Source organism: Bradyrhizobium sp. WD16 (assembly GCF_024181725.1).
Classification (GTDB): domain Bacteria; phylum Pseudomonadota; class Alphaproteobacteria; order Rhizobiales; family Xanthobacteraceae; genus Bradyrhizobium_A.
The window spans coordinates 1,867,659-1,891,020 of sequence record NZ_CP028908.1 but is presented as its reverse complement, the minus strand read 5'-3'; the positions used below and the strand labels follow the sequence as shown (position 1 = coordinate 1,891,020).

Sequence of the window (23,362 nt, the reverse complement as noted above, 5' to 3'; positions counted from 1 at the left end):
AATCAAGGGCGGCCTTACGCCGCGAGGTCCGCCACCACGGCGTCGAGCACCGGAAAACCCGACTGGGTCACCCGCAGCCGTCCGGCGGCATCGACGGTGATCGCGCCTTCGTCGCTCAGCAGCGCGATGCGCCGCGGATCGAGCGAGCGGCCGGCCAGCGCTTCATAGCGCCGGGGGTCAATGCCTTCGGCGAGGCGCAATCCCATCAGCAGGAATTCGTCGGCGCGCTCTTCGCTGTTGAGCACGTCGTCGGTGATGACGCCGTGACCCGAGGCTTCCACCCGCATCAGCCAGGTCTCGGGCCGCTTCTCGGTCGCCACCGCATGACGTCGGCCGGCGACGTCGATGCGGCCATGGGCGCCAGGGCCGATGCCGGCATATTCGTCGCCGCGCCAGTAGACGAGATTGTGCCGGCATTCGGCGCCGGGCCGGGCGTGGTTGGAGATCTCATAGGCCGGCAGGCCATGCGCGGCGCAGACGTCCTGGGTGACGTCGTAGAGCGCTCGCGCCATCGCTTCGTCCGGCGTCTTCAATTTGCCGGCGGCGTGCAGACCGAAGAATGGCGTGTCCGGCTCGATGGTGAGCTGATAGAGCGACAGATGCTCGGCGGCCTCGCCGATGGCGGCGGCGAGTTCGTCGCGCCACATCGCCGGCGTCTGGTCGGGACGGGCATAGATCAGGTCGAAGGAATAGCGATCGAAGGCGGCGCGCGCGATCTTGACCGCCGCCATCGCCTCCTCGGCGGTGTGCAGCCGGCCGAGCGACTTCAGCGACGCGTCGTCCAGCGCCTGGACACCGAGCGAGACGCGGTTGACGCCGGCGGCGCGGTAGCCGCGGAAGCGCGTCGCCTCGACGCTGGTCGGATTGGCTTCCAGCGTTACTTCGACATCGCGGGCGATGGTCCAGTGCCGGCCGACCGCGTCGAGAATGGCGCCGACCGTCTGCGGCTCCATCAGCGAAGGCGTGCCGCCGCCGAGAAAGATCGAGGTGACGGTGCGCGGTCCGGTCCGCGCCGCGGTGGTCTCGATCTCGCGGGCGAAGGCGCGGACGTAACGGGCCTGGTCGATGGCCGCATGGCGCACGTGGCTGTTGAAGTCGCAATAGGGGCACTTCGACAGGCAGAACGGCCAGTGCAGATAGACGCCGAAGGCGGGCGCATCAACGGTCATCACCGTCCTCCGGGGCAAGGCACTTCGCCTGCAGCTTGAGAAATGCGCGGGCGCGATGGGACAGGCCCATGCCGTGCGGCGGCAGCCCGTGCTTTTCCATGCTGCTCATTTCGCCGAACGTCCGGCTATGATCGTCGGGCAGGAAGAAGGGGTCGTAGCCGAAACCCTTGGTGCCGCGCGGCGGCCAGACGATGGTGCCGTCGACGTGGGCTTCGACCTCCTCGCGATGGCCGTCCGGCCAGGCGACGCACAGCGCCGAGACGAAATGGGCCTTGCGCTGGTCGGGCGTCGTCGCGCTGCGTTCCTGCAGCAGGCGTTCGACCTGCGCCATGGCCGCAGTGAAATCCTTGCCATCGCCGGCCCAGCGCGCCGAATAGATTCCAGGAGCGCCGCCGAGGGCGTCGACCGCGAGGCCTGAATCGTCAGCGAAGGCGGGAAGTTGCGCCGCCCTCGCCGCCGCCTCGGCCTTGATCGCGGCATTGGCCCGGAAACTGGTCCCGCTCTCCTCGGGCTCGTGGAGGCCGAGTTCGCCGGCGGAGATCGCCTCGACGCCGTGCGGCGCCAGCAATTCGCGCATTTCGGCGAGCTTGCCGGGATTGTGGGTCGCGATGACCAGGCGTCCGGTGATTCGGCGAGACATGAAAGAATCCTAGCCGCAACGGCCGGGGCGTCAAATTCGCCGGCCCGTCCTTGCGGCACTTGGCAATGGCCGGCCCAAAGGCCGGCCGCCTGTCGAGGGTTACGCCACCGCCATCTTCTGCAGGTCGACGAGGCGGGCGACGCCCTTCTGGGCCAGGGCCAGAAGCTTGAGCAATTCGTCCTGGGTGAAAGGTGTCTTCTCGGCGGTGCCCTGCACCTCGATGATGCGACCGTCCCCGGTCATGACGAAATTGGCGTCGGTTTCCGCCTCCGAATCCTCGGCATAGTCGAGGTCGAGCACCGGCGTTCCGTTGTAAATGCCGCAGGATACCGCCGCGACGTTGTCGCGCAGCACGTCGCCGCGAATCATGTTGCGGGTCGTCATCCAGGCGATGCAGTCGGCCAGCGCCACCCAGGCACCGGTGATCGAGGCGGTGCGGGTGCCCCCATCGGCCTGGATGACGTCGCAGTCGATGGTGATCTGGCGCTCGCCGAGCGCCTCGAGATTGACCGTGGCGCGCAGCGAGCGACCGATCAGCCGCTGGATTTCGACGGTGCGGCCGCCCTGCTTGCCGGCGGAGGCTTCGCGGCGGGTGCGCTCCAGCGTCGCCCGCGGCAGCATGCCATATTCCGCGGTCACCCAGCCGCGGCCCTGGCCCTTGAGCCAGGGTGGCAGGCGCTCTTCCAGGGTGGCGGTGACCAGCACATGGGTGTCGCCGAATTTCACCATGCAGGAGCCTTCGGCGTATTTGACCACGCCGCGTTCCAGCGAGACGGGACGCAGTTCATCGGGCGCACGGCGGCTTGGCCGCATCGGGTATCCTCCGAAAGAAATGGGAATAAAAGAGCTGACGAGGCTTTTAGGGGCAGGGGGTGGCGCCGGCAAGGGCGCCGGTCGGCGGATGCGGATGTCTCCAGTTGAGCCCTCCAGACCGCGAACTGCTTGAAACCGGCTGGAATAGTGGACAAATTGGGTGGTGGAGGAGCAGGTCCGTGGTTCAGCATGATCCAGCCGGTCATCTTATCGATCCGTCGGGGCTGGCTCAGCTCAATGAGCGTTCGCGCGATATCTTCCGCCAGATTGTCGAAAATTATCTCGCGACCGGCGAGCCGGTCGGCTCGCGCAATGTGTCGCGCCTGATCACGCTGCCTTTGTCCCCGGCTTCGGTCCGCAACGTGATGTCGGACCTCGAGCAGCTCGGGTTGATCTATGCGCCGCACACTTCCGCCGGGCGGCTGCCGACGGAACTCGGCCTGCGCTTCTTCGTCGACGCCCTGATGCAGATGGGCGAACTCAGCGAGGCCGAACGGCAGTCGATCGAGGCCCAGCTCGCCTCGGTGAACAAGGGCCAGACCGTCGAGGCGGCGCTGGACGAAGCCATGCACCGCCTGTCGGGGCTGACCCGGACCGCCGCCGTGGTGCTCACCGGCAAGACCAACGTGCGGCTCAAACACATCGAATTCGTTCGCCTCGAGCCGGAACAGGCGCTGGCGGTGCTGGTCGCCGAGGACGGCCAGGTGGAAAACCGGGTGCTGAGCCTGCCGCGGGACACGCCGGCCTCGGCTCTGGTCGAAGCCTCCAATTTTCTCAATGCGCGGATCCGCGGCCGGACCCTCGCCGAGGTGCGGCTGGAACTGGAAGCCGCGCTGGAGGCGGCCCGCAGCGAACTCGACCAGCTCACCCAGAAAGTGGTGACGGCCGGCATCGCCAGCTGGTCGGGCGGCGAGGAGCGCCATCTCATCGTCCGCGGCCACGCCAATCTCCTGGAGGATCTCCATGCCATGGAGGACCTCGAGCGGGTGCGACTGCTGTTCGACGACCTCGAAACCAAGCGCGGGGTGATCGATCTGCTCGGCCGCGCCGAGCGCGCCGAGGGCGTGCGGATCTTCATCGGCTCGGAGAACAAGCTGTTTTCGCTGTCGGGGTCATCCACCATCATCGCGCCCTATCGCGACGGCGGCGGACATATCGTCGGCGTCCTGGGCGTTATCGGACCGACCCGGCTCAATTATGCACGGGTGATCCCCATGGTGGATTATGCCGCCCGCGTGGTCGGCCAGATGCTGGGCAATTGACGGTTTGCGGCCCCCGAACGCCCCCCGTCCGACCAGGAGCTTGATTTTCGCCGCAGGAATCCTGATATCCCGCCTGGGGTCCCGGCTCCGAAGCCCGTTTCATTCGCAGCGAACCCCTTGAGCGAACTTCGGATTCGGAAGGTCTCCGGAAAACGAAGGACGCTGGAAATCCAAGGTCCGGTTTGGCGGTTCAGAAATTCCCTTCGAGGACTGGGGAATGAGGGTATTTCTGAACCCCCATGCTGGGTTTCTGATGCATTGCAGGCAAGAAGGCGAGTAATGACCGAAGCGAACGGCCAGAATAATTCCGAAGATCACGTCAAGGACGGCGATGCGCCGGCCGAGCCTGTGACGCCGAAGCCATATGTGATGCCGGACGAGCCCGAGGCCGGATCGGTCGAGGCGCTCAACCGCGAAGTCGCCGACGCCAAGGACAAGATGCTGCGGACCCTGGCGGAGATGGAGAATCTGCGCAATCGCACCAGGAAGGAAGTGGCCGATGCCCGCAGCTACGGCATCGCCTCCTTCGCCCGTGACGTGCTCGACATCGCCGACAATCTGCAGCGCGCGCTCGACGCGGTGCCCGCGGCAGCGCGCGAGAATGCCGAGCCCGGACTGAAGGCGCTGATCGAGGGTGTCGAACTGACCGAGCGCTCGCTGCATGCCACGCTCGAAAGGAACGGCGTCAAGAAGTTCGACCCCACCGGCGAGAAGTTCGATCCCAATTTCCAGCAGGCGATGTACGAGGTGCCGGACGCGTCGGTGCCGGCGGGCACCGTGGTGCAGGTGGCGCAGGCCGGTTACATGATCGGCGAACGCGTGTTGCGCCCGGCGCTGGTCGGGGTGTCCAAGGGCGGCACCAAGTCGGCTCCGAACACGGACATCAAGGCGTAAGCGGCCCTTTCACCGGCCGGCAAGACAATACGGCGCGCAGGTCATCCTGCGCGCCGTTGTCGTTTGACCGGCAGCGCCGCTGCCGATCAGGCGATATCGGCCGACTGGATGCGCTTGACGCCGGCCCTGGCGGTGTCGGCCCAGGCCTTGGCGAGCGAGCCCTGGGTGTCGATGCCGCGGCAGGCATCCTCGACGATGTAGGTCTCGAACCCGGCCTTGCGGGCGTCGAGCGCGGTCCAGGCGACGCAGAAATCGGTGGCGAGCCCGGTGACGAAGACGCGCTTGATCTTGTGCGCCTTGAGATACGCGGCGAGCCCGGTCGAGGTCTTGCGGTCGGCCTCGGTGAAGGCCGAATAGCTGTCGATATCCTTGTGATAGCCCTTGCGGATGACGAGTTGAGCCTGCGGGATTGAAAGGTCCTTGGCGAGCGACGCGCCGTCGGTGCCCTGGACGCAATGGTCCGGCCACAGCACCTGCTTGCCATAGGCGAGGTCGATCTTGTCGAACGGCTTCTTGCCCGGATGGCTGGTGGCGAAGGAGGTGTGGCCCGGCGTGTGCCAATCCTGGGTCATCACCACGTTGCCGAAGCTCTTGGCGATACGATTGATCACCGGAATCACCTGATCGCCGTCCTTCACCGCGAGGCTGCCGCCGGGCAGGAAGCAGTTCTGCACATCGACCACGACGAGCGCGGCGCTGTCGCCGATCCTGATCTTGTCCGCAGCGAAGGCCCGGGTCGCGGTTGCGGCACCGGCGATGCCAAGCGCTGCGGCGGCGCCGATGGTGCCGAGAAGCTGTCGTCTGTCGAGCATGGCAATTCCCCTCAAAGAAGCGGCTCGCCTGGTGCTCGATCACGCCGCGTGCGCGTCGGCCCTGAGCCGCCGGTCATAAGAAAGGTACAGAAAATCAGTGGGGTTGTACGAGGTAAAGACGGATCGCTGCATCTTCTTCAAGCAGCGAGGGCCCAAACTTCGGGCGTCGGGGCAAGGCGTTGTTAACGCCGCATTCCTAATCTCTTCACCGAGAATTCCCTTCACGACTGCCGCGCCAAGCAGGCCTCCGATCGCGCCATGAGCGTCGACCTCAGCACGACTGCCAGGACCCCGCCGTTTTCGGCGAGCGCCGACCGGCTGCAGAGTATCGCGCCCTGGCTGGCGCTCGGTGGGCTGCTCGTCCTCGCCGTCCTGCAGCGCCTCCTGGTGCCGGCCAATATCGACGTCGCCTGGCTGCTTACCGCCGGCGAAAAGGTGCTCGGCGGCCATGCCCTCTATGGCGAGGTGCTCGAGACCAATCCGCCGATGGCGGTCGGCACCTATTTGCCGGCTATCCTGCTCTCCCGTCTTCTCGGCCCGGCACCGGAAACCGTCACGGACGCGCTGGTCTTTCTCGCCGCGCTGACCTCCGTCGCCATGGTGGCGGCGATCCTGCGTCGCTCGACACTGCGGGCGCAAGGCGGTCCCTGGCCTGCGCTGCTGTTCACGCTCGCCGTCCTGCTGATCCTGCCGGGGCAGAATTTCGCCCAACGCGAGCACATCGCGCTGATCGTATTGCTGCCGGCGCTGGCGGTCACCGCCCGTCGCGCGGTCGGCGAAAGGCCGGCGCTGTGGTCGATCATCGTCGCCGGGCTCGGCGCCGGTTGGACCTTGTCCTTCAAGCCGCATTTCGCCCTTGGCGTTGCCGCCGCACCTCTGGTTGCCGTGTTCTGCCGCCGCTCGGTTCGGCCGCTGGTTGCGCCCGAATGCCTGCTCGCCGCCGCGCTCGTCGTGCTGTACGCGCTCGCCACGCTGATCTGGCTGCCGGATTATTTCACGGTCGTCCTGCCGATGGTGCGCGACGTCTATCTGCAGCTCAAGCGTCCGCTCATCGAACTCCTTGTCGGCACGCCGATGCTGGTGATGCTCGCGATGCTGGCGAGCGCCGCGCGGCTCGAGCTTGGCGGCGGGCGAGACCCGCTGTTTCTGATTCCGGCGTTAGCGAGCGGCGGCTTTGCCGTGGCCTTTCTCGTTCAGCGGAAGGGCTGGGCCTATCAGGCTTATCCCATGGTCGCCTTGGCGCTGCTGGCGCTCGTCGCGGCGATCTTGACGCGTTCGACGGCGGATCGCGTGCGCGCGCTCACAGGGCCGGTCCCGCTGGCGCTCGGCTTTTTCGCCACCTGGCTCGCCTTCAACGTCACCTTCCGCGTGCCCGAACTGCAGACCATGGTGGCGGAGCTCGGGCCGCATCCCAGGGTGCTGGCGCTGAGCGGCGAACCCGGCGTCGGCCATCCGCTGGTGCGCGCCCTCAAAGGCACCTGGGTCTCCCGGCAGCAGGCGCTGCTAGTGCATGATTACGTCGGCTATCTGCGGCCGCGGGCCACCAGCCCGGAGAGAGCGGCACTGCTTGACGGTTATGCCGCGCGCGAGCGCGCCAACATGATCGAGGATTTCCGGCGCACGCCGCCGGATGTGGTGCTCATCGACAACGCCACCGACAAGTGGGGCGAGTGGGTCGCCGGCGATCCAGAGGTCAAGGCGCTGCTTGCGCCGTATCGTCTGGTCGCGACCATCGCGGATGTCGACATTCTCAAACGCGCCGACTGACGCAAGAAGTCTTCAGCGCGGCTGGATGCCGTCGCGCACCGCGCGGAAGCGCGACAGGGCCGCGATCCATTCGGTTCGTCTGGCGCCGGCAACGATCCGCAGCGTCGAGTTGCCCGAGCCGAAGCGCAGCCATTGCACCACCGTCACCGGCGTATTGTCCTTTCCGGTCACCGCATCGATCCGCGTCTCGTAGCCCGGCGTGCCGTCGATGCGCATCGGCTCGGACGAGGTGATGCGGGCTTCTCGCAGGCCGGGCAGCGAGGCCGCCACCTGCTGGGCGAAGCGGCCGCGGTCGTCCGGCGTGGCCGGCCCGCTCCCCATGATGCCGATCAGCATATAGGGGGCAGTGTCGAGGCTGTCCTCGTCGGTCGCATCGGTAAGCACCAGCGTGCTGCCGGCCGGCAGCATCCGCACGTTCTTGAAGCCGCCGAAGTCGGTCATGCGGAACGGCAGGAGATCGGCGACCTCCTCGGGCGGCACGCTCGTACGCAGCGTCACCGAGGTCAGCATGTTGCGCACGGCCTCGTCGGAAAATGCCGGCGAGGACGGTTCGGGCACCTGGGCGGCGACGTAGCCGGAGAAGGACGGGCCACCGACGATCAGCGAAAAGCGGCGGACATTGGCGCCGTCGTCAACGGCGGTCTCACGGGTGAAAAAGGCCTTGTTGCCCGACGGCAGTTCGATCGGCTCGAGTTTCGGCCGGCCGGGTGCGGGTTCGGCGTTCGCCTTGAAAGCCGTCTCCACCGAGTTGAAGGCGTCCTTCGGCAGCTCGGTCACGACGACCTTGATCCGCTGGTCCGTGGCCTGAAAGCCCGGGAAACTGGTCGCGGGGACGAGACCATCGATCGGCACGACGCCGACCCGCCCGCCTTTCGGAAACACCATATCGGCGGCCATGGCCGGGCTGATCATGACGAGCGAGGCGAGCAAGGCGAACGACCTGAAGAATTGCATGGCGGATCTCGATGGCAATCTGGAGGGGGCCCTCCGACCTGGATCGGTCTGGGCAAGCAATGAGGCGGTTCCGTGATTCGTCGGTTCTATCAGCGTTCCGTTTGCGCGGCCGATCGTCACGTTCCGCTTACCGCGAAACGCCCGGTGACGCCGGATTGACCCGACCTTAACCGATTTCCGGCAGGAATGCCCGGATGGCTGATCAGACCGCGACCGGCAGAGCCGCGACGCGTTCGCGCAATCATGCGCTGGCGCCTCTCGGTCGTGCGCCGGAGCCTCTGCCGCCGGCCATGGCGCCGGCCGATCGCAGCCTCTATCGCGATCTGCTGGTGTTCGGCGGCGGCTTCGCCCTTGTCTCGCTCGTGGCCTATGTTGCCACGCTGTCCTTCCGCGATCCCTATCCGCGCGATGGCTCGTCGCTGATCATCGGTCGCGATTTCATCAATCTGTGGATGTACGGGCGCGCAGCCTTCACCGTCGATCCCGGCCGCTGGTACGACCTCGCGAGCTATCACGCGGCCTTGCGCGATCTGCTCGGGATGGAATTGACCGGGCCCAACTGGTCCTATCCGCCGACGGTGATGTGGCTTGCGGCGCCGTTCGGGCAGCTGCCGTATCTCGTCGCGCTCCTCGCCTTCAGCCTGCTTGGTCCGCCGCTGCTCGCCTGCGTGGCGCGCCACGATCTGTCCGACCGGCGTATCGTCGTACTGGTGCTGGTCTCGCCGGCCGCGGTGTTCTGCCTGATCTGCGGCCAGGGCGCCTTTCTCTTCGCCGCGCTGTTGATCGCAATCTTTGCCGTGCTCGACAGGCGGCCCGTGCTGGCCGGATGCCTGATCGGGCTTTTGACGATCAAGCCGCAGCTCGGGCTGTTGTTTCCGGTGTTGCTTCTCGCCAGCGGTCGATGGCGCGCCTTCGTCGCCGCAAGCATCACGATGGTTGCCCTCGCCGCGGTCACGGCGATGGTGTTCGGTCTCGACAGCTGGCGGCAATACATTGAACTCGGCCTGCCGGTGCAGGGCCAGGTGCTGGCCGATCCGGACGGCATCGCCACGCCATTCTTCCCCACCATCTACATGAATCTGCGCGGAATCGGCGCGGCGCCGTCGGTGGCGCTCGCCATCCAGGGCGTGATCGCGATCGCCGCCGCAGCGGCGGTGGCCGTGGCGGCGCGATGGGCCGGCACGGTCGACCGCGATCTCGCGCGGGCGCAGTTTTTCGCCGCCTCGGTCTGCGCCTCGCCCTACCTTTTGGATTACGATCTGCTGCCGCTGACCTATGCGGCCGTCGCCCTCCTCGCCGCCGGCCGTCTCGACGGCATCGGCCGCCGGCTGGCCCAGGCGGTCTACTGGATGGCGGCGCTGCAGCTTGCGCTCGGGAGCTTCCGGGTCCCCGGGGCGGCCTTGATCGCCCCCCTGTTCGCTGCCTATCTCACGTACCGTCTGAAAGGGTCCGGGCCGCGGTCCGACGATGTCGCGCCCCGTCCTCCGGCGGAGCCGCAAATGGCCTGAAAAAAACCCTTTCGGCTCCGGCGCCTATCTCGGCGCCGGTCCTTGCGGGGCGCACCCCCCCTCCTATATGAGGCGGAGGCCGCGTCTCGCGGAGATGTGATGAAATTTGGGGGGTCGGATCAGGGCGCCGTCAGGGCCCGGCCAGCCTGCCGCAGGAGAAGGATAAGGGACCATGGGAAAGGTCATTGGTATCGATCTCGGCACCACGAACTCGTGTGTCGCGGTGATGGACGGCAAATCGGCGAAGGTCATCGAGAATGCCGAGGGCATGCGGACCACTCCGTCGATCGTCGCCTTCACCGATGACGGCGAACGCCTCGTCGGGCAGCCCGCCAAGCGCCAGGCGGTGACCAACCCCGAGCGCACCTTCTTCGCGGTGAAGCGCCTGATCGGCCGCCGCTACGACGACCCGATGGTCGAGAAGGACAAGGACCTCGTTCCCTACAAGATCGTCAAGGCCGGCAACGGCGACGCCTGGGTCGAGGCCGACGGCAAGACCTATTCCCCCTCGCAAGTCTCGGCTTTCATCCTGCAGAAGATGAAGGAGACCGCGGAGGCGCATCTCGGCGCCAAGGTCGACCAGGCGGTGATCACCGTTCCCGCCTATTTCAACGACGCCCAGCGCCAGGCCACCAAGGACGCCGGCAAGATCGCCGGCCTCGAAGTGCTGCGCATCATCAACGAGCCGACCGCGGCCGCGCTCGCTTACGGACTCGACAAGGCCAAGCAGGGCACCATTGCGGTCTACGACCTCGGCGGCGGCACCTTCGACGTGTCGGTGCTCGAGATCGGCGACGGCGTGTTCGAGGTGAAGTCGACCAACGGCGACACCTTCCTCGGCGGCGAAGACTTCGACATGCGCCTGGTCAACTATCTGGCCGACGAATTCCAGAAGGAGCAGGGCATCAACCTGCGCAACGACAAGCTCGCCCTGCAGCGCCTCAAGGAGGCTGCCGAAAAGGCCAAGATCGAGCTGTCCTCGACCACCCAGACCGAGATCAACCTGCCGTTCATCACGGCCGACCAGTCCGGTCCGAAGCACCTGACGATGAAGCTGACCCGCGCCAAGTTCGAGGCGCTGGTGAACGATCTGGTCGAGAAGACCATCGAACCGTGCCGCAAGGCGCTCAAGGATGCCGGCCTCACCGCCGGCGAGATCAGCGAAGTGGTGCTGGTCGGCGGCATGACCCGCATGCCGAAGATCCAGGAAGTCGTGAAGCAGTTCTTCGGCAAGGAGCCGCACAAGGGCGTCAACCCCGACGAGGTGGTGGCGATCGGCGCGGCGATCCAGGCCGGCGTGCTGCAGGGCGACGTCAAGGACGTGCTGTTGCTCGACGTCACCCCGCTGTCGCTGGGTATCGAGACGCTGGGCGGCGTGTTCACCCGCATCATCGACCGCAACACCACCATCCCGACCAAGAAGAGCCAGACCTTCTCGACGGCCGAGGACAGCCAGAGCGCCGTCACCATCCGCGTCTTCCAGGGCGAGCGCGAAATGGCGGCGGACAACAAGATGCTCGGTCAGTTCGACCTGATGGGCATTCCGCCGGCTCCGCGCGGCATGCCGCAGATCGAAGTGACCTTCGACATCGATGCCAACGGCATCGTCAACGTCTCGGCGAAGGACAAGGCCACCAACAAGGAGCAGCAGATCCGCATCCAGGCCTCCGGCGGCTTGTCGGAGGGCGACATCGAGAAGATGGTCAAGGATGCCGAGGCCAATGCGGCCGAGGACAAGAAGCGCCGCGAGGCGGTCGATGCCAAGAACCATGCCGACGCGCTGGTGCATTCCACCGAGAAGGCGCTGGCCGAGCATGGCTCCAAGATCGGCGAGACCGAGCGTCGCGCCATCGAGGATGCCGTCAGCGATCTCAAGGAGGCGCTGAAGGGGGGCGATGCCGAGGCGATCAAGGCCAAGACCAATACCCTGGCCCAGGCTTCGATGAAGCTCGGCGAGGCGATGTACGCCCAGCAGCAGTCCGAGGGCGCGCCCAAGGATGCGGCCAAGGACGATGTCGTCGACGCTGAATTTACCGAAGTCGACGACGATAAGAAGAAGTCGGCGTAATCTTCGTCACTACCGAAAACCTCCTCCTCGCGGGGGAGGTTTTTCGAAAGGCGCCGCGCCGGTCTCGCTGGTTCGTCCGGTTGGGCGCCCTTTCGAATTCGACCTTCGCAGGCGAGGTCATAGCGAAGCGAACGCGAATTTCGGAATCGGGACTGTAGATGTCGAAACGCTGCTACTACGAGACCCTGGAAGTCGACCGCTCCATTGACGAGGCCGGTCTGAAATCCGCCTTCCGCAAGCTGGCGATGAAATGGCACCCGGATCGCAATCCGGGAGATCAGAACAGCGAAGTCCGCTTCAAGGAAATCAACGAAGCCTACGAAGTCCTCAAGGACGGCCAGAAGCGCGCCGCCTATGACCGCTTCGGCCACGCAGCGTTCGAGCAGGGCACGGGCGGCGGCCAGGGCTTCGGCGCCGGCTTCGCCTCGTCGTTCTCCGACATCTTCGAAGACCTGTTCGGCATGTCCGGCCAGCGCGCCCGCGGCGGTGGCCGCGAGCGTGGCGCCGACCTGCGCTACAATATGGAGATCACGCTCGACGAGGCGTTCCACGGCAAGACCGCCGAGATTCACATCCCGGTGTCGGTCACCTGCGAATCCTGCTCGGGCACCGGCGCCAAGGCCGGCACCAAGCCCAAGGCCTGCAGCCTGTGCGGCGGCGCGGGCCGGGTTCGTCAGGCGCAAGGCTTCTTCACGCTCGAGCGCACCTGCCCGGGCTGCCAGGGCCGCGGTCAGGTGATCGACGATCCGTGCGGCGCCTGCGCCGGCTCCGGACGGGTGGCGCGGGAGCGGTCGCTGTCGGTCAATATTCCGCCGGGAGTTGAAGACGGCACTCGCATTCGCCTTGCTGGCGAAGGCGAGGCCGGCGTGCGCGGCGGTCCGTCGGGCGATCTCTACATTTTCCTGTCGCTGGCCAGCCACGAACTGTTCCAGCGCGACGGCGCCGATCTGCATTGCCGCGTGCCGATCTCGATGATCACGGCGGCTCTTGGCGGCGAATTCGAAGTGCCGACCATCGACAAGGGCCGGACCAAGGTGAAGGTCCCTGCCGGCACCCAGTCCGGTCGGCGTTTCCGTATTGCCGGCAAGGGCATGCCGGTGCTGCGCTCGCGCCAGAGCGGCGACATGTATGTCCAGGTGGTGGTCGAGACGCCGCAGAACCTGTCCAAGCGGCAGAAGGAGCTTCTGGCGGAATTCGACAAGCTGTCGTCGGGCGAAACCCAGCCCGAGGCGGCCGGTTTCTTCGCCAAGGTCAAGGACTTCTTTGGCTCGCGGGCGGCTGCCTCCTGATCCCTTGTGCTTGACCGGGGCGACCGGTGGCGATACCCATTTGTGACCAAAATCTGATCAATGCCCGCCCGCCGGAAACTGTTCGGTCCCGAGATGCCCTCGCAACCGTCTGCGCGTGTCCTGAAGAAGCCGCTGCGTCTCGATGACGAAGTGCGCTTTCTTCGCTCGTGGATCGAAAAGCCGCTGCACATGGGCGCGGTGATGCCGTCCGGCAAGCTGCTGGCGCGGACCATGGCGAATTACGTCGATCCCCATTCGGACGCGCCGGTGATCGAGCTCGGCCCCGGCACCGGCGCCATCACCAACGCCCTGATCGAGCGTGGCGTCGATCAGAAGCGACTCGTTCTCGTCGAATACAATCCCAGCTTCTGCGCGCTGCTGCGCGAGCGCTATCCCCAGGCGCGCATCGTCCAGGGCGATGCCTATGCCCTGCGCTCGTCGCTGTGGGACGTCATGACGATGCCGGCCTCGGCGGTGGTATCGGGCCTGCCGCTGGTGACCAAGCCGATGCGCACCCGCCTCAAGCTGATCCGCGATGCCTTCGTCGCCCTGAAGCCGGGCGCCCCCTTCATCCAGTTCACCTATTCGGTGACGCCGCCCATTCCGAAATCGCTGTCGGGCGTCCACACCGAAGCGTCCGACCGGATCTGGATGAATCTTCCGCCCGCCCGCGTCTGGGTGTATCGCAAGGGCTGATTTCGGCGCCGTCCGGTTTTCGTTTCCGGCGTCGATGATGACGCCGGGAGCCGATGACCGCGATCCCTGTCTCCACGATTCCTCTGTCCGCGACCCGGATCCTGGTGATTCCGGGTTCGCTGCGTACCGGCTCGTTCAATGTCCGCCTCGCGGCCGCCGCCACCAAGGAGCTGACGCTCGCCGGCGTGAATGTGACGCGGATCTCGCTCGCTGATTATCCGCTGCCGATCTACGACGCCGATCTCGAGGCGCAGAGCGGCGTGCCGAAGGCGGCGGTCGACCTCAAGCACATGATCGGCGCCCACCGCGGCATCCTGATCATCACGCCCGAGTACAACGCATCCGTGCCGCCGCTGCTGAAGAACGCCATCGACTGGGTCAGCCGTGTCCGCGAGCGCGGCGAGGCGCCGCTCGCCGTCTTTCACCGCCGCGCCTTCGCCATCGCCGCGGCGTCGGAGACCCGCTTCGGCGGGTTGCAGGCGCTGATCGCGCTTCGCCAGGTGCTCACGCTCGGCTGCGGCGCCAATGTCATTCCGCATCAGCTTGCGCTCGCCGGCGCCGATCGCGCCTTCGACGAGATGGACGCGCTCAAGGACCCCCGTGACGCCGAGACGCTGCAGGGCGTCGTCCGGCAGCTCGTCGAGACCGCGCAGGTGATGACGTGAGCCGATGCCGTCTTGCTCGGCGACCGCAGCCGCCAGCCGACGTCAACTGACCCGAACGACCCAACCAAAGAGGTGACATGCCGAACGCCCCGCTTGCTCCCCGCGACCGCCTGATCGTCGGTCTCGATCTCGACAGCGTCGAGCTCGCCGAAGCCATGATCGCCCGCCTCGGCGACAGCGTCAGCTTCTACAAGATCGGCTATCAGCTCGGGTTCGCCGGCGGCCTGCCATTGATCCGCAAGCTCGCCGATGCCGGCAAGAAGGTGTTCGCCGATCTCAAGATGCATGACATCGGCAACACGGTCGCCCATGGCGTTGCCAGCATCGCGCGATCCGGGGCGAGCTTCGTCACCGTGCATGCCTATCCGCAGACCATGAAGGCAGCAGTCGAAGGCCGCGGCGATTCCGCCCTGAAGGTGCTCGCGGTCACCGTGCTGACTTCCTACGATGATGCCGATCTCGGTGAAGCCGGCTACGGCCTCGGCGTCTCGGCGCTGGTCGAGAAGCGGGCGGCCCAGGCGAGGACGATCGGCGTCGACGGGCTGGTCTGCTCGGGCGAGGAGGCGGCGCGGTTGCGCGGCATTGTCGGCGATCGACTGGCGCTGGTCGTCCCTGGCATCCGCCCCGCCGGCAGCGCGGTCGGCGACCAGAAGCGGGTGATGACCCCGGCGCGCGCCATCGCGGCGGGAGCCGATTACCTAGTGGTCGCCCGACCGATCCTTACCGCCTCCGACCCGCGGGCCGCCGCGGACGCGATCGTCGCCGAGATCGCCGAGGCGTCCGGTCGGGCGGTCTGATCACAGATCTTGCAGCAAGGGAGAAAAGTCATGGCGAAGGGCTACTGGATCGCACGGGTCGATGTGCAGAACCCCGATGGCTATAAGGAATACGTCGCCCAGAACGGCCCGGTGTTTCACAAATTCGGCGCCAGGTTCCTGGTCCGTGGCGGTTCATTCGAGGCCAAGGAAGGTGGCAATCACCGCAGCCGCAACGTCGTCCTCGAGTTCCCCGACTACGAGACCGCCCTGGCTTGCTACGAATCCGAGGACTATCAGCGCCTGGTCAGGCTGCGTGCGCCCCACGGCATCTCGGATCTGATCATCGTCGAAGGCTATGACGGGCCGCAGCCCTGACGGGGCGGTCGGGCCGGCTGACAAGGCTGGCCCCTTCCCCTATACCCATCCCCTATAGATGCCTAAAATAGGAGCTGTGGCCCGCCGGCCGGAGTTCCGGATCCGCAACGGGAATCGCCGAATCAGAAGCACCTGAAATCAGGGGTTTGGTGAAATCACAGGTTTCCAATCGGGAGTGCTGAGCAGTTTCATGGCCGATATGCGCTTGATCATTGCCGGGGCGGGCGGCCGGATGGGCCGGGCGCTGGTGCGCGCCATCAGTGAGACCCCCGGGGTCGTGCTGGCCGGCGCTCTCGAGGCCCCCGGTTCGGAGCTGATCGGCAAGGATGCCGGCGTGCTCGCCGGCCTGCCGCCGTGCGGCGTCGTGCTGTCGGGCGATCTCTGGGCGCTATCGGCCAATGCCGACGGGATCATCGATTTTACCGTCCCGGCCGCCACCATCGCCAACGTCGCGATCGCCGCCGAGCGCGGCATCGTTCATGTCATCGGTACCACGGGCTTGTCGGCCTCCGACGATGCGGTGATCCGCAGCGTCTCCAAGCAGGCCAAGGTGGTGCAGTCCGGCAATATGAGCCTGGGCGTCAATCTTCTCGCCGCGCTGGTGCGGCGGGTGGCGAAGGCCCTCGACGATGATTTCGACATCGAAATCGTCGAGATGCATCACCGCGCCAAGGTCGATGCGCCGTCGGGGACGGCCTTTCTGCTCGGTCGCGCCGCCGCCGAAGGCCGCGGCATCGATCTCAGCCAGCATTCGGTGCGCTCGCGCGACGGCCATACCGGGCCGCGGCGGACCGGCGATATCGGCTTCGCCACCCTGCGCGGCGGCACCGCCACCGGCGATCATTCGGTGATCTTCGCCGGTCCCTACGAGCGTATCGAGCTGACGCATCGTTCCGAGGATCGCATGATCTTCGCCCGCGGCGCGCTCAAGGCGGCGCTGTGGGCCAAGGACAAGCCGCCGGGCTTCTACTCCATGGCCGATGTCCTCGGCCTCTCCGACTTCTAATCACTCAATTCTCGGACCTCTCAACCCTCTGACCTCTCAACTCCTGGATTAGCGACGAATGAGCGATCGACTTCTCGTGCTGGTGCGCCACGGCCAGAGCGAATGGAATCTGAAGAATCTGTTCACCGGCTGGAAGGATCCCGGTCTCACCGAGAAGGGCATCGCCGAGGCCGAGGCCGCCGGCCGCAAGCTCAAGGCGCAGGGCCTGTCGTTCGACATCGCCTTTACTTCGGCGCTGACCCGCGCCCAGCGCACCCTCACTCTGATGCTCGCCGAACTCGGACAGAGCACGCTGCCGGTGATCGCCGACCAGGCCCTGAACGAGCGCGATTACGGTGAACTGTCGGGTCTCAACAAGGATGACGCCCGGGCGAAATGGGGCGAGGAGCAGGTGCACATCTGGCGCCGCTCCTATGACATCGCGCCGCCCGGCGGCGAGAGCCTCAAGGACACCCTTGCGCGCGCCTTGCCCTATTACGTCCAGGAGATCCTGCCGTTCGTGTTGCGCGGCAAGCGCACGCTGATCTCCGCGCACGGCAATTCGCTGCGGGCGCTGATCATGGTGCTGGAGAAGCTCACCCCCGAGCAGATCGTCAAGCGTGAACTCGCCACCGGCGCGCCGGTGATCTACACCCTCAACGCCGACTCCACGGTGGCATCGAAGGTCGATCTCGCCGATTGAGGCGGGCCGTTTGCCGGGCGCACCTGCCTTTGAGTTTCGTCGTGGCCGGGCTCGTCCCGGCCATCTACGTTTCTGGTCGCGAGGTCCTTGGCTGCCCGCCTACCGGCGTCAGCCTGGTTCGCCGACCCGTCCCGCTTCCCAGCCCAGCATGGCCTGCTTGCGTGTCAGGCCCCAGTGATAGCCGGTGAGGGCGCCGCTCTTGCCGAGGACGCGATGGCAGGGCACCACGAACGAGATCGGGTTCTTGCCCACGGCGGCACCGACGGCGCGGGACGCCTTCGGCCGTTCCAGCCTGAGGGCGATATCCGAATAGGTCGTGGCCCGGCCCATGGGAATCCTCAGCAGCGTCTCCCAGACCCGCACTTCGAAATCGGTGCCGATCAGGATGACGCGCAACGGCTGATCGGGGCGCCACAGGGTCGGGTCGAAGATGCGCCGCGCCAGCGCGCCCGTCGCTGCCGCGTCCTGAATGTAATGTGCCCGCGGCCAGCGCCGCTGCATGTCGGCGAGGGCGGCCGCCTCTTCACCCGGATCGGCGAAGGCGAGACCGGCAAGCCCGCGGCCGCTGGCGATCACCACCGCGGTGCCGAACGGCGAGGGGTGGAAGCCGTAGGCCAGGGTCATGCCCTCGCCACCGGATTTCCATTCGCCCGGCGACATCGCCTCATGGGTGACGAACAGGTCGTGCAGCCGGCCGGGCCCGGACAGGCCGGAATCGAGCGCCGCGTCGAGGACACTGGCGGAGCTGCGTAGCAGCGTCTTGGCGTGATCGAGGGTGAGGGCCTGCATGAAGGCCTTTGGCGTCAGGCCGGCCCAGCGGCGGAACAGGTGATGCAACTCGTCGGTGGTGACGGCGGCGGCCTCCGCCACGGCATCCACCGGCGGCTGCACCCGCCAGCGCTCGGACATGAAGGCGATGGCGCGCCGAACGGCGTCGTAGTCGCGCAGCGCGGCGTCCTGGGGGCCCGGCCGTGCCGGGTGGTGATCGGTCAGGGCAAGATTCATCATGGTCGGAAAGCTAGTCTCTCTGCGCCGGATCGCCACCCGATTTCGGATCAGCGTCAAACCACCGGATTGTAGCTCGGGCCGCGCCGGGCCTCGTTCAAGGCGCCGATCAACACCTTGTAGAAGCTCTCTTTTTCGTCCGCGCCGAGGAAGCTCGCGAGGCTGATGCGATCGCCGCGCGAGACCAGGTAGAGGTGCTCGATGCCGAACTCCGCATGGGCCTCGCGGTCGATCCGCACCCACTGGGGATTGAAGCGCCATTCGAGGCTGCGTCCGCGGTGGTCGACCCGGCGCACGCGCACTTCCTCGTAGGAGACGTCGACCTCCTCGAAGGCGCGGGCGCGGGCGAAATTGACCCGGAACGCCCAGCCGATCACCAGCAGGTCGAGACCGAGAAAGCCGAGCACCGGCCAGGCGCCCATCGCGCAGAAGGCGGCGCCGGCGGCGAAGCTGACCAGGCCAATGAACGACATCAACACCGTAAAGCCGGTGCGGCTGAGCGAGCGGTGCGGCGTCAGGCGTGCCGCCAGCAGCAGGGTGCGCCGTGCCGCAGCCGGGTCGATGTCGCGGTCAATTTCGGTGTTCGACGCCATTGCGGTCGAATATACCTCCACCATGGCCAAGAAGATCAACCCTGCGAAGGTCACCCCTGCCGTGCGCCCGCGCGCAGCCGTGGCGAAGGCGAGCAAGGCGCGCGCCGCGAAATCGCCCGCGCGCGCCAAGGTGGCGGGCGGCAAAGCGAAAAAAACCGCGTACCGGCCCTGGACCGAAACCGAGATCAAAGAGGCCTTTCGCCGCTTCCGCGCCGCCAATCCGGAGCCCAAGGGGGAACTGGAGCATCTCAATCCCTACACGCTGCTGGTCGCGGTGGTGCTCTCGGCCCAGGCCACCGACGCCGGAGTCAACAAGGCGACCCGCAACCTGTTCCCAATCGCCGACACGCCGCAGAAGATGGTGGCGCTCGGCGAAGAGCGGTTGCGCGAATTGATCAAGACCATCGGCCTCTATCGCACCAAGGCCAGGAACGTGATCGCATTGTCCGAGCAGCTCATTACCCGTCACGGCAGCGAGGTGCCGCGCGACCGTGCCGCGCTCGAGGCGCTGCCGGGAGTGGGGCGCAAGACCGCGAATGTGGTGCTCAACATTGCCTTCGGCGAACCGACGATCGCCGTCGATACGCACCTGTTTCGTGTCGGCAATCGCACCGGCCTCGCCACCGGCAAGACGCCGCTGGAGGTCGAACTGGGGCTCGACCGGGCGATCCCGGCGGAGTTCAAGCGCCACGCCCATCACTGGCTGATCCTGCACGGGCGCTACACCTGCGTCGCCCGCAAGCCGCTGTGCGAGCGCTGCCTGATCAACGATCTTTGCCGCTGGCCGGAGAAGACGGTGGCGGTCTGAGCCCGGCCCGGTTCGCGCGGCTCACCGCCGCCCGATCGAAGCCGGTCGTGACGGCTCGATCAGTTCGGCGCGCGGCCCCGACAGGCGCTTGTGGACGTGGACCATGAAGGCCATGCCGAACAGCGGCGTCGCCAGATTGACGATCGGGATCGAGACGAAGGCGGCGATGAACAGGCCGGCGGTGAAGATCAGCGCCGCATTCTCCCGGCGCAGCGCCTTGGCCTCGGCCGGCGGGCGGAAGCGCATGGCCGCGAGCTCGAAATACTCGCGGCCGAGCAGCCAGGCGGTGGCGATGAAGAAGCCGATGACGCCGATGCCGGCAAACACCACGAAGGGCAGCGCGACGAGATAGACGAGCACGGTGAGCAGCGCCGTCTTGACGCCCTCGACACTCGCCAGTCCGACCGGCAACGCCGTGCCGGGACGCTCCGCCGGATAGTGTTCGCGTTCGACGATGTCGGCGATGTCGTCGACGAAGAAGCTCGCCACCAGCGAGGTCACCGCCGGCATCAGGAAGACCGCGCCGATGACGATGCCGAAAGACGCGGCGATCGACAGCACCCAGGTCAGCACATTGACGGTGGTGTCGAAGGACGGGCCGAGCGTCGCTTCCAGCCACACGGCGCCGGTGCCGGCGAGCCAGCTCATCAGTCGCTGCAGGAGGATGCCGATGACGGCGATCAGCACCAGCGAGAGGCCGATCGACCTCCACAAGATGCCGCGCATCGGCGGCGAGATCATCTGCGTCAGGGCCTTGAAGGCGTCGTTCAGCATCGTCCTGTTCCCGTCGGCGCCCTTACCCGGGCACAGCCGGGGACAGGTAGCCATCGCGGAACCGCGGCGCAAGGCCGGTTGCGGGATGCCGCAACGGGAATGCCAAGGCAGGCTGCAAAGCAGGCTGCGGCGGCATGCCGCGGCAGGGCCGTCACATCACGGGTTCGTCGGTAACAGGCATTGGCGTGCTCACGCCGCGTTGCTGCGGCGCCAGCGGCGCCTCCGAATCTTGGTCGTCTCGCGCTGGAAAGGGATCGTCTTCGGCCGCTACCTCCGCGAGCGGCTTCGGTTTGTCGGCCCAGTGCAGCTCGTTGTAGTCGAAGCCGCGCTCGATCGTCGGTTTGAGGATGGCGAAATAGGGCGAGATATCGAAATCGCGCGGCATGTAGAGCGAGGAATCGCGGATGTGCAGGATCTCGCGCCGCGCCTGCCGGCTGCCGGCCTCGGTGATCCGCGGCAGGATCGGATAGTGGACCGCGCCGAAGGCCTGGGCGATCAATGCCGAGCAGATGATCTTGGTCGGATCACCCGACCCCAGCGCGAACATGCGTCGCCGCCAGCGCTGCGGCACCGGCACGGGAAACAGGTAGCGCATCAGGTCGACGATGTTCTTGGTGTCGTAGCCGAAACCGATGCGGTTGATGGCGTAGCGGCAGACGGTGGTGCGATCCTCGAACGACAGGCCGACAGGCCGGCACAACCGCGTGTGGTAAGGAAAATATTTCGACAGCGGCGCGGAGATGACGCCGTCGCCGACCAGCGCTTCGATCAGCACGTGAGGCTCGCCGTTCGGCTCGACGGCGCCGTCCACCGGGCCGACATAGAGCGCGGCGTGAGACCAGGTCGACTGGGTGAGATATTTGATGATGCCGGAGATCCGGCTGTTGCCTTCCACCAGCAGGACGTCGCCCGGCTGGATCAGGCCGCGCAGCCGCTCGGGATCGCTCGGCGTAAAAGGCTCGTAGCCCGGCAGCTCCTTCTGGAGGTACCGGGCGATCAGCTTTCCGATGGTATCAAGCACGAAACCCATGGTGCCACTTCCCCGGGCGGCTCGTCGTGTCCGCTTCCTTGAGCCCCTCTTTCATCTTGGACGAAAGCCCTTGCGATTTGGTTCGCAGATGGCGTGGAAACGTCACGGGGGCTTCAGCATGAACGTTGCCGGGGCGGCGTCAATACGGCAAGTTCCTGAAGGCCTGCCGTTTTGGCAGGTGGAACGGCGCCATCGGCGCACCATCGGTTGTGCGGAAATGCTCGGGAAATCATGCCATGAAAATCCGGAATTCTCCGTCATGAGGTTTCGGTCATGAGCATCAGCCGCCGCGCCTTGTTGCGCGCCTCGCTCGGGGCCGCCCTCGGCAGCGTGCCGGGTTCCGGCCGGGCGTTTGCCGCGCCGTTGCCGCGCGATGCCGAGATCGTGGTGATCGGCGCCGGCGCCGCCGGCATCGCTGCGGCGCGCCGCATCGCGGCGGCCGGGCGCAAGGTGCTAGTGCTCGAAGCCGGCGATCGTGTCGGCGGCCGCTGTCTCACCGACATGACCGGCTTCGGCGTCGCCGTCGACCGCGGCGGGCGCTGGATCTATAACGCCGATACCCAGCATCTGGCGCGGCTCGCTCACGATGTCGGCATGGAACTGGCCGCAGGACCCCAGGGCCAGAAGGTCCGGGTCGGGCGCCGCAATGCCCGGGCCGCCGAAGCCGAGGAGTTTCTCGTCACGCTGGTGCGGGCCAGCCGCGCCATCGAGGAGGGCGGGCGCCGCGGCGATATCGCCTGCGCGGCCCTGCTGCCCAAGGACCTCGGCGACTGGGCCGGCGCGACTTCGTTCTTGCTGGGGCCGGCCGCAACCGGACGCGACCTCAAGGACCTCTCCGCCGCGGATCAGTTCCGCGCCGACCGCCGCGACAGTCTGGTGGCGCCGCGCCAGGGTACCGGCGCATTGTTGATGAAGCTCGCCGAGGGCCTGCCGCTGGCGCTGTCAACGCCGGTAACCCGCATCGTCTGGGGCGGTCGCGATCTCGCGGTGGAGACGCCTGCCGGCACCGTGACGCCTCGCGCCGTCGTTCTCACCGCGTCTACCGCGGTGTTGCTGTCGGGCAAGATCAGATTCGCCCCGGAGCTGCCCAAGCGCGTCGTCGATGCGGCATCGAAGCTGACCCTTGGCAGCTACGACCGCGTGCTGCTGGAACTGCCGAACAATCCGCTCGGGCTTGCCCGCGACGACGTGCTGATCGAGCAGAGCCAGGACAACCGCACCGGCCTGCTCCAGGCCAATCTCGGCGGCTCCGCGGTGTGCTCGCTCGATATCGGCGGCGGCTTCGGGCGAGATCTCTCCGCCCAGGGCGAGGCGGCGATGATCGCTTTCGCCATCGAATGGCTGACCAAGCTGTTCGGCAGCGACATTGCCGGCGCGGTCAAGCGTACGGCGGCAACGCGGTGGAACGCGGCGCCGTGGGCGCTCGGGGCGATGTCGGCGGCGCTGCCCGGCGGCCAGGCCGGCCGTCGCATTCTGATGGAACCGATGGGTTCGCTGTTCCTGGCCGGCGATGCCGTCCACGAGACTGCCTTCGGCACCATCGGTGGCGCCTGGCAGAGCGGCGAGCGCGCGGCGGAAGCGGCGTTGACCAGGATCGGCGCGCTGAAACCGGCCGCTCCGGAGAAGCCGGCGCGGCCGGCGAAGCGCAAGCCGCCACGGCGCGAGAGCCCTCGCGCGCCGGTCCTGGGCTGGCCCAGGATGTAATTCCGGGCTGAGACGACGATTGGGTCCCACGGTTCGAGAGGCCCCGCTGCGCGGGGCTCCTGCCATGCGTGCTCGCTGCAAAGGGATACG

At 66.8% G+C, this 23,362-nt stretch carries 23 protein-coding genes; 14 read left to right on the top strand and 9 right to left on the bottom strand.

What is annotated here, in order from left to right; translation table 11 throughout:
* Positions 1-14 precede the first annotated feature (14 nt).
* The 3 genes from hemW to rph form a co-directional block, all read right to left on the bottom strand.
* On the bottom strand, positions 15-1,169 hold the full coding sequence (gene hemW, locus DB459_RS08740) for a radical SAM family heme chaperone HemW (protein WP_253712477.1): 1,155 nt from the start codon (positions 1,167-1,169) through the stop codon (positions 15-17).
* Entirely contained in the window at positions 1,159-1,809 is a 651-nt protein-coding gene (gene rdgB / locus DB459_RS08735; RefSeq protein WP_253712476.1) for an RdgB/HAM1 family non-canonical purine NTP pyrophosphatase, read from the bottom strand. Before rdgB ends, hemW begins: the two co-directional genes overlap by 11 nt.
* Positions 1,810-1,908: 99 nt before the next feature.
* Complete coding sequence (gene rph, locus DB459_RS08730) at positions 1,909-2,622, bottom strand: ribonuclease PH (protein ID WP_253712475.1); 714 nt, start codon at positions 2,620-2,622, stop codon at positions 1,909-1,911.
* A 179-nt stretch (positions 2,623-2,801) separates the two neighbouring features.
* On the opposite strand from rph, the gene hrcA reads away from it, so the two are divergent.
* Positions 2,802-3,884, top strand: a complete 1,083-nt coding sequence (hrcA, locus tag DB459_RS08725) for a heat-inducible transcriptional repressor HrcA (RefSeq protein WP_253712474.1) — start codon at positions 2,802-2,804, stop codon at positions 3,882-3,884.
* A 279-nt stretch (positions 3,885-4,163) separates the two neighbouring features.
* On the top strand, positions 4,164-4,778 hold the full coding sequence (gene grpE / locus DB459_RS08720) for a nucleotide exchange factor GrpE (RefSeq protein ID WP_253712473.1): 615 nt from the start codon (positions 4,164-4,166) through the stop codon (positions 4,776-4,778).
* Between the two features lie 86 nt (positions 4,779-4,864).
* On the opposite strand, the gene pncA is transcribed toward grpE, so the two are convergent.
* Complete coding sequence (gene pncA / locus DB459_RS08715; protein ID WP_253712472.1) at positions 4,865-5,590, bottom strand: bifunctional nicotinamidase/pyrazinamidase; 726 nt, start codon at positions 5,588-5,590, stop codon at positions 4,865-4,867.
* A 258-nt stretch (positions 5,591-5,848) separates the two neighbouring features.
* On the opposite strand from pncA, the gene DB459_RS08710 reads away from it, so the two are divergent.
* On the top strand, positions 5,849-7,357 hold the full coding sequence (locus tag DB459_RS08710) for a hypothetical protein (protein WP_253712471.1): 1,509 nt from the start codon (positions 5,849-5,851) through the stop codon (positions 7,355-7,357).
* A 12-nt stretch (positions 7,358-7,369) separates the two neighbouring features.
* On the opposite strand, the gene DB459_RS08705 is transcribed toward DB459_RS08710, so the two are convergent.
* Positions 7,370-8,311, bottom strand: coding sequence for a hypothetical protein (locus DB459_RS08705; RefSeq protein WP_253712470.1), 942 nt, complete (start codon positions 8,309-8,311; stop codon positions 7,370-7,372).
* 194 nt (positions 8,312-8,505) lie between these two features.
* Here DB459_RS08705 and DB459_RS08700 point away from each other — a divergent pair, with 194 nt between their 5' ends.
* The 9 genes from DB459_RS08700 (at position 8,506) to DB459_RS08660 (ending at position 17,358) form a co-directional block, all read left to right on the top strand.
* Positions 8,506-9,819, top strand: a complete 1,314-nt coding sequence (locus tag DB459_RS08700; RefSeq protein WP_253712469.1) for a glycosyltransferase family 87 protein — start codon at positions 8,506-8,508, stop codon at positions 9,817-9,819.
* A 172-nt stretch (positions 9,820-9,991) separates the two neighbouring features.
* A complete protein-coding gene (gene dnaK, locus DB459_RS08695; protein WP_253712468.1) occupies positions 9,992-11,887 on the top strand; it encodes a molecular chaperone DnaK in 1,896 nt (631 codons plus the stop codon).
* A gap of 158 nt (positions 11,888-12,045) precedes the next feature.
* Positions 12,046-13,176, top strand: a complete 1,131-nt coding sequence (gene dnaJ / locus DB459_RS08690) for a molecular chaperone DnaJ (RefSeq protein ID WP_253712467.1) — start codon at positions 12,046-12,048, stop codon at positions 13,174-13,176.
* A 93-nt stretch (positions 13,177-13,269) separates the two neighbouring features.
* A complete protein-coding gene (locus tag DB459_RS08685) occupies positions 13,270-13,872 on the top strand; it encodes a class I SAM-dependent methyltransferase (RefSeq protein WP_253713482.1) in 603 nt (200 codons plus the stop codon).
* An 83-nt stretch (positions 13,873-13,955) separates the two neighbouring features.
* Complete coding sequence (locus DB459_RS08680; protein WP_253713481.1) at positions 13,956-14,537, top strand: NADPH-dependent FMN reductase; 582 nt, start codon at positions 13,956-13,958, stop codon at positions 14,535-14,537.
* A 77-nt stretch (positions 14,538-14,614) separates the two neighbouring features.
* Positions 14,615-15,334: an orotidine-5'-phosphate decarboxylase gene (gene pyrF / locus DB459_RS08675; protein WP_253712466.1), complete on the top strand. Its 720-nt coding sequence runs from the start codon at positions 14,615-14,617 to the stop codon at positions 15,332-15,334.
* 30 nt (positions 15,335-15,364) lie between these two features.
* Positions 15,365-15,670: a DUF1330 domain-containing protein gene (locus DB459_RS08670; protein WP_253712465.1), complete on the top strand. Its 306-nt coding sequence runs from the start codon at positions 15,365-15,367 to the stop codon at positions 15,668-15,670.
* A gap of 190 nt (positions 15,671-15,860) precedes the next feature.
* Positions 15,861-16,676, top strand: a complete 816-nt coding sequence (dapB, locus tag DB459_RS08665) for a 4-hydroxy-tetrahydrodipicolinate reductase (protein ID WP_253712464.1) — start codon at positions 15,861-15,863, stop codon at positions 16,674-16,676.
* A gap of 58 nt (positions 16,677-16,734) precedes the next feature.
* Positions 16,735-17,358, top strand: a complete 624-nt coding sequence (locus tag DB459_RS08660; RefSeq protein WP_253712463.1) for a 2,3-bisphosphoglycerate-dependent phosphoglycerate mutase — start codon at positions 16,735-16,737, stop codon at positions 17,356-17,358.
* Positions 17,359-17,466: 108 nt separating this feature from the next.
* On the opposite strand, the gene DB459_RS08655 is transcribed toward DB459_RS08660, so the two are convergent.
* Together DB459_RS08655 and DB459_RS08650 are read right to left on the bottom strand one after the other, a co-directional pair.
* Entirely contained in the window at positions 17,467-18,366 is a 900-nt protein-coding gene (locus DB459_RS08655) for a methylated-DNA--[protein]-cysteine S-methyltransferase (protein ID WP_253712462.1), read from the bottom strand.
* A 53-nt stretch (positions 18,367-18,419) separates the two neighbouring features.
* On the bottom strand, positions 18,420-18,956 hold the full coding sequence (locus DB459_RS08650) for a DUF2244 domain-containing protein (RefSeq protein WP_253712461.1): 537 nt from the start codon (positions 18,954-18,956) through the stop codon (positions 18,420-18,422).
* A gap of 22 nt (positions 18,957-18,978) precedes the next feature.
* Here DB459_RS08650 and nth point away from each other — a divergent pair, with 22 nt between their 5' ends.
* Positions 18,979-19,764, top strand: coding sequence for an endonuclease III (nth, locus tag DB459_RS08645; RefSeq protein WP_371926968.1), 786 nt, complete (start codon positions 18,979-18,981; stop codon positions 19,762-19,764).
* Positions 19,765-19,785: 21 nt separating this feature from the next.
* On the opposite strand, the gene DB459_RS08640 is transcribed toward nth, so the two are convergent.
* Positions 19,786-20,538: a sulfate transporter family protein gene (locus tag DB459_RS08640; RefSeq protein ID WP_253712459.1), complete on the bottom strand. Its 753-nt coding sequence runs from the start codon at positions 20,536-20,538 to the stop codon at positions 19,786-19,788.
* Between the two features lie 151 nt (positions 20,539-20,689).
* On the bottom strand, positions 20,690-21,568 hold the full coding sequence (locus DB459_RS08635; protein ID WP_253712458.1) for a YiiX/YebB-like N1pC/P60 family cysteine hydrolase: 879 nt from the start codon (positions 21,566-21,568) through the stop codon (positions 20,690-20,692).
* 273 nt (positions 21,569-21,841) lie between these two features.
* Between DB459_RS08635 and DB459_RS08630 the strand changes: the two genes are divergently transcribed.
* Positions 21,842-23,272, top strand: coding sequence for an FAD-dependent oxidoreductase (locus DB459_RS08630; protein ID WP_253712457.1), 1,431 nt, complete (start codon positions 21,842-21,844; stop codon positions 23,270-23,272).
* Positions 23,273-23,362 lie beyond the last annotated feature (90 nt).

What these genes read in the sequence shown, in the direction of transcription:
- dapB (WP_253712464.1), top strand. Translation starts at nt 15,861, where the DNA reads ATGGCCGATATGCGCTTGATCATTGCCGGGGCGGGCGGCCGGATGGGC.
- DB459_RS08710 (WP_253712471.1), top strand. Translation starts at nt 5,849, where the DNA reads ATGAGCGTCGACCTCAGCACGACTGCCAGGACCCCGCCGTTTTCGGCG.
- DB459_RS08670 (WP_253712465.1), top strand. Translation starts at nt 15,365, where the DNA reads ATGGCGAAGGGCTACTGGATCGCACGGGTCGATGTGCAGAACCCCGAT.
- nth (WP_371926968.1), top strand. Translation starts at nt 18,979, where the DNA reads ATGGCCAAGAAGATCAACCCTGCGAAGGTCACCCCTGCCGTGCGCCCG.
- pyrF (WP_253712466.1), top strand. Translation starts at nt 14,615, where the DNA reads ATGCCGAACGCCCCGCTTGCTCCCCGCGACCGCCTGATCGTCGGTCTC.
- DB459_RS08655 (WP_253712462.1), bottom strand. Translation starts at nt 18,366, where the DNA reads ATGATGAATCTTGCCCTGACCGATCACCACCCGGCACGGCCGGGCCCC.
- DB459_RS08640 (WP_253712459.1), bottom strand. Translation starts at nt 20,538, where the DNA reads ATGCTGAACGACGCCTTCAAGGCCCTGACGCAGATGATCTCGCCGCCG.
- hemW (WP_253712477.1), bottom strand. Translation starts at nt 1,169, where the DNA reads ATGACCGTTGATGCGCCCGCCTTCGGCGTCTATCTGCACTGGCCGTTC.
- dnaK (WP_253712468.1), top strand. Translation starts at nt 9,992, where the DNA reads ATGGGAAAGGTCATTGGTATCGATCTCGGCACCACGAACTCGTGTGTC.
- dnaJ (WP_253712467.1), top strand. Translation starts at nt 12,046, where the DNA reads ATGTCGAAACGCTGCTACTACGAGACCCTGGAAGTCGACCGCTCCATT.
- pncA (WP_253712472.1), bottom strand. Translation starts at nt 5,590, where the DNA reads ATGCTCGACAGACGACAGCTTCTCGGCACCATCGGCGCCGCCGCAGCG.
- DB459_RS08630 (WP_253712457.1), top strand. Translation starts at nt 21,842, where the DNA reads ATGAGCATCAGCCGCCGCGCCTTGTTGCGCGCCTCGCTCGGGGCCGCC.
- DB459_RS08635 (WP_253712458.1), bottom strand. Translation starts at nt 21,568, where the DNA reads ATGGGTTTCGTGCTTGATACCATCGGAAAGCTGATCGCCCGGTACCTC.
- DB459_RS08660 (WP_253712463.1), top strand. Translation starts at nt 16,735, where the DNA reads ATGAGCGATCGACTTCTCGTGCTGGTGCGCCACGGCCAGAGCGAATGG.
- DB459_RS08705 (WP_253712470.1), bottom strand. Translation starts at nt 8,311, where the DNA reads ATGCAATTCTTCAGGTCGTTCGCCTTGCTCGCCTCGCTCGTCATGATC.
- grpE (WP_253712473.1), top strand. Translation starts at nt 4,164, where the DNA reads ATGACCGAAGCGAACGGCCAGAATAATTCCGAAGATCACGTCAAGGAC.
- DB459_RS08685 (WP_253713482.1), top strand. Translation starts at nt 13,270, where the DNA reads ATGCCCTCGCAACCGTCTGCGCGTGTCCTGAAGAAGCCGCTGCGTCTC.
- rdgB (WP_253712476.1), bottom strand. Translation starts at nt 1,809, where the DNA reads ATGTCTCGCCGAATCACCGGACGCCTGGTCATCGCGACCCACAATCCC.
- rph (WP_253712475.1), bottom strand. Translation starts at nt 2,622, where the DNA reads ATGCGGCCAAGCCGCCGTGCGCCCGATGAACTGCGTCCCGTCTCGCTG.
- DB459_RS08650 (WP_253712461.1), bottom strand. Translation starts at nt 18,956, where the DNA reads ATGGCGTCGAACACCGAAATTGACCGCGACATCGACCCGGCTGCGGCA.
- DB459_RS08700 (WP_253712469.1), top strand. Translation starts at nt 8,506, where the DNA reads ATGGCTGATCAGACCGCGACCGGCAGAGCCGCGACGCGTTCGCGCAAT.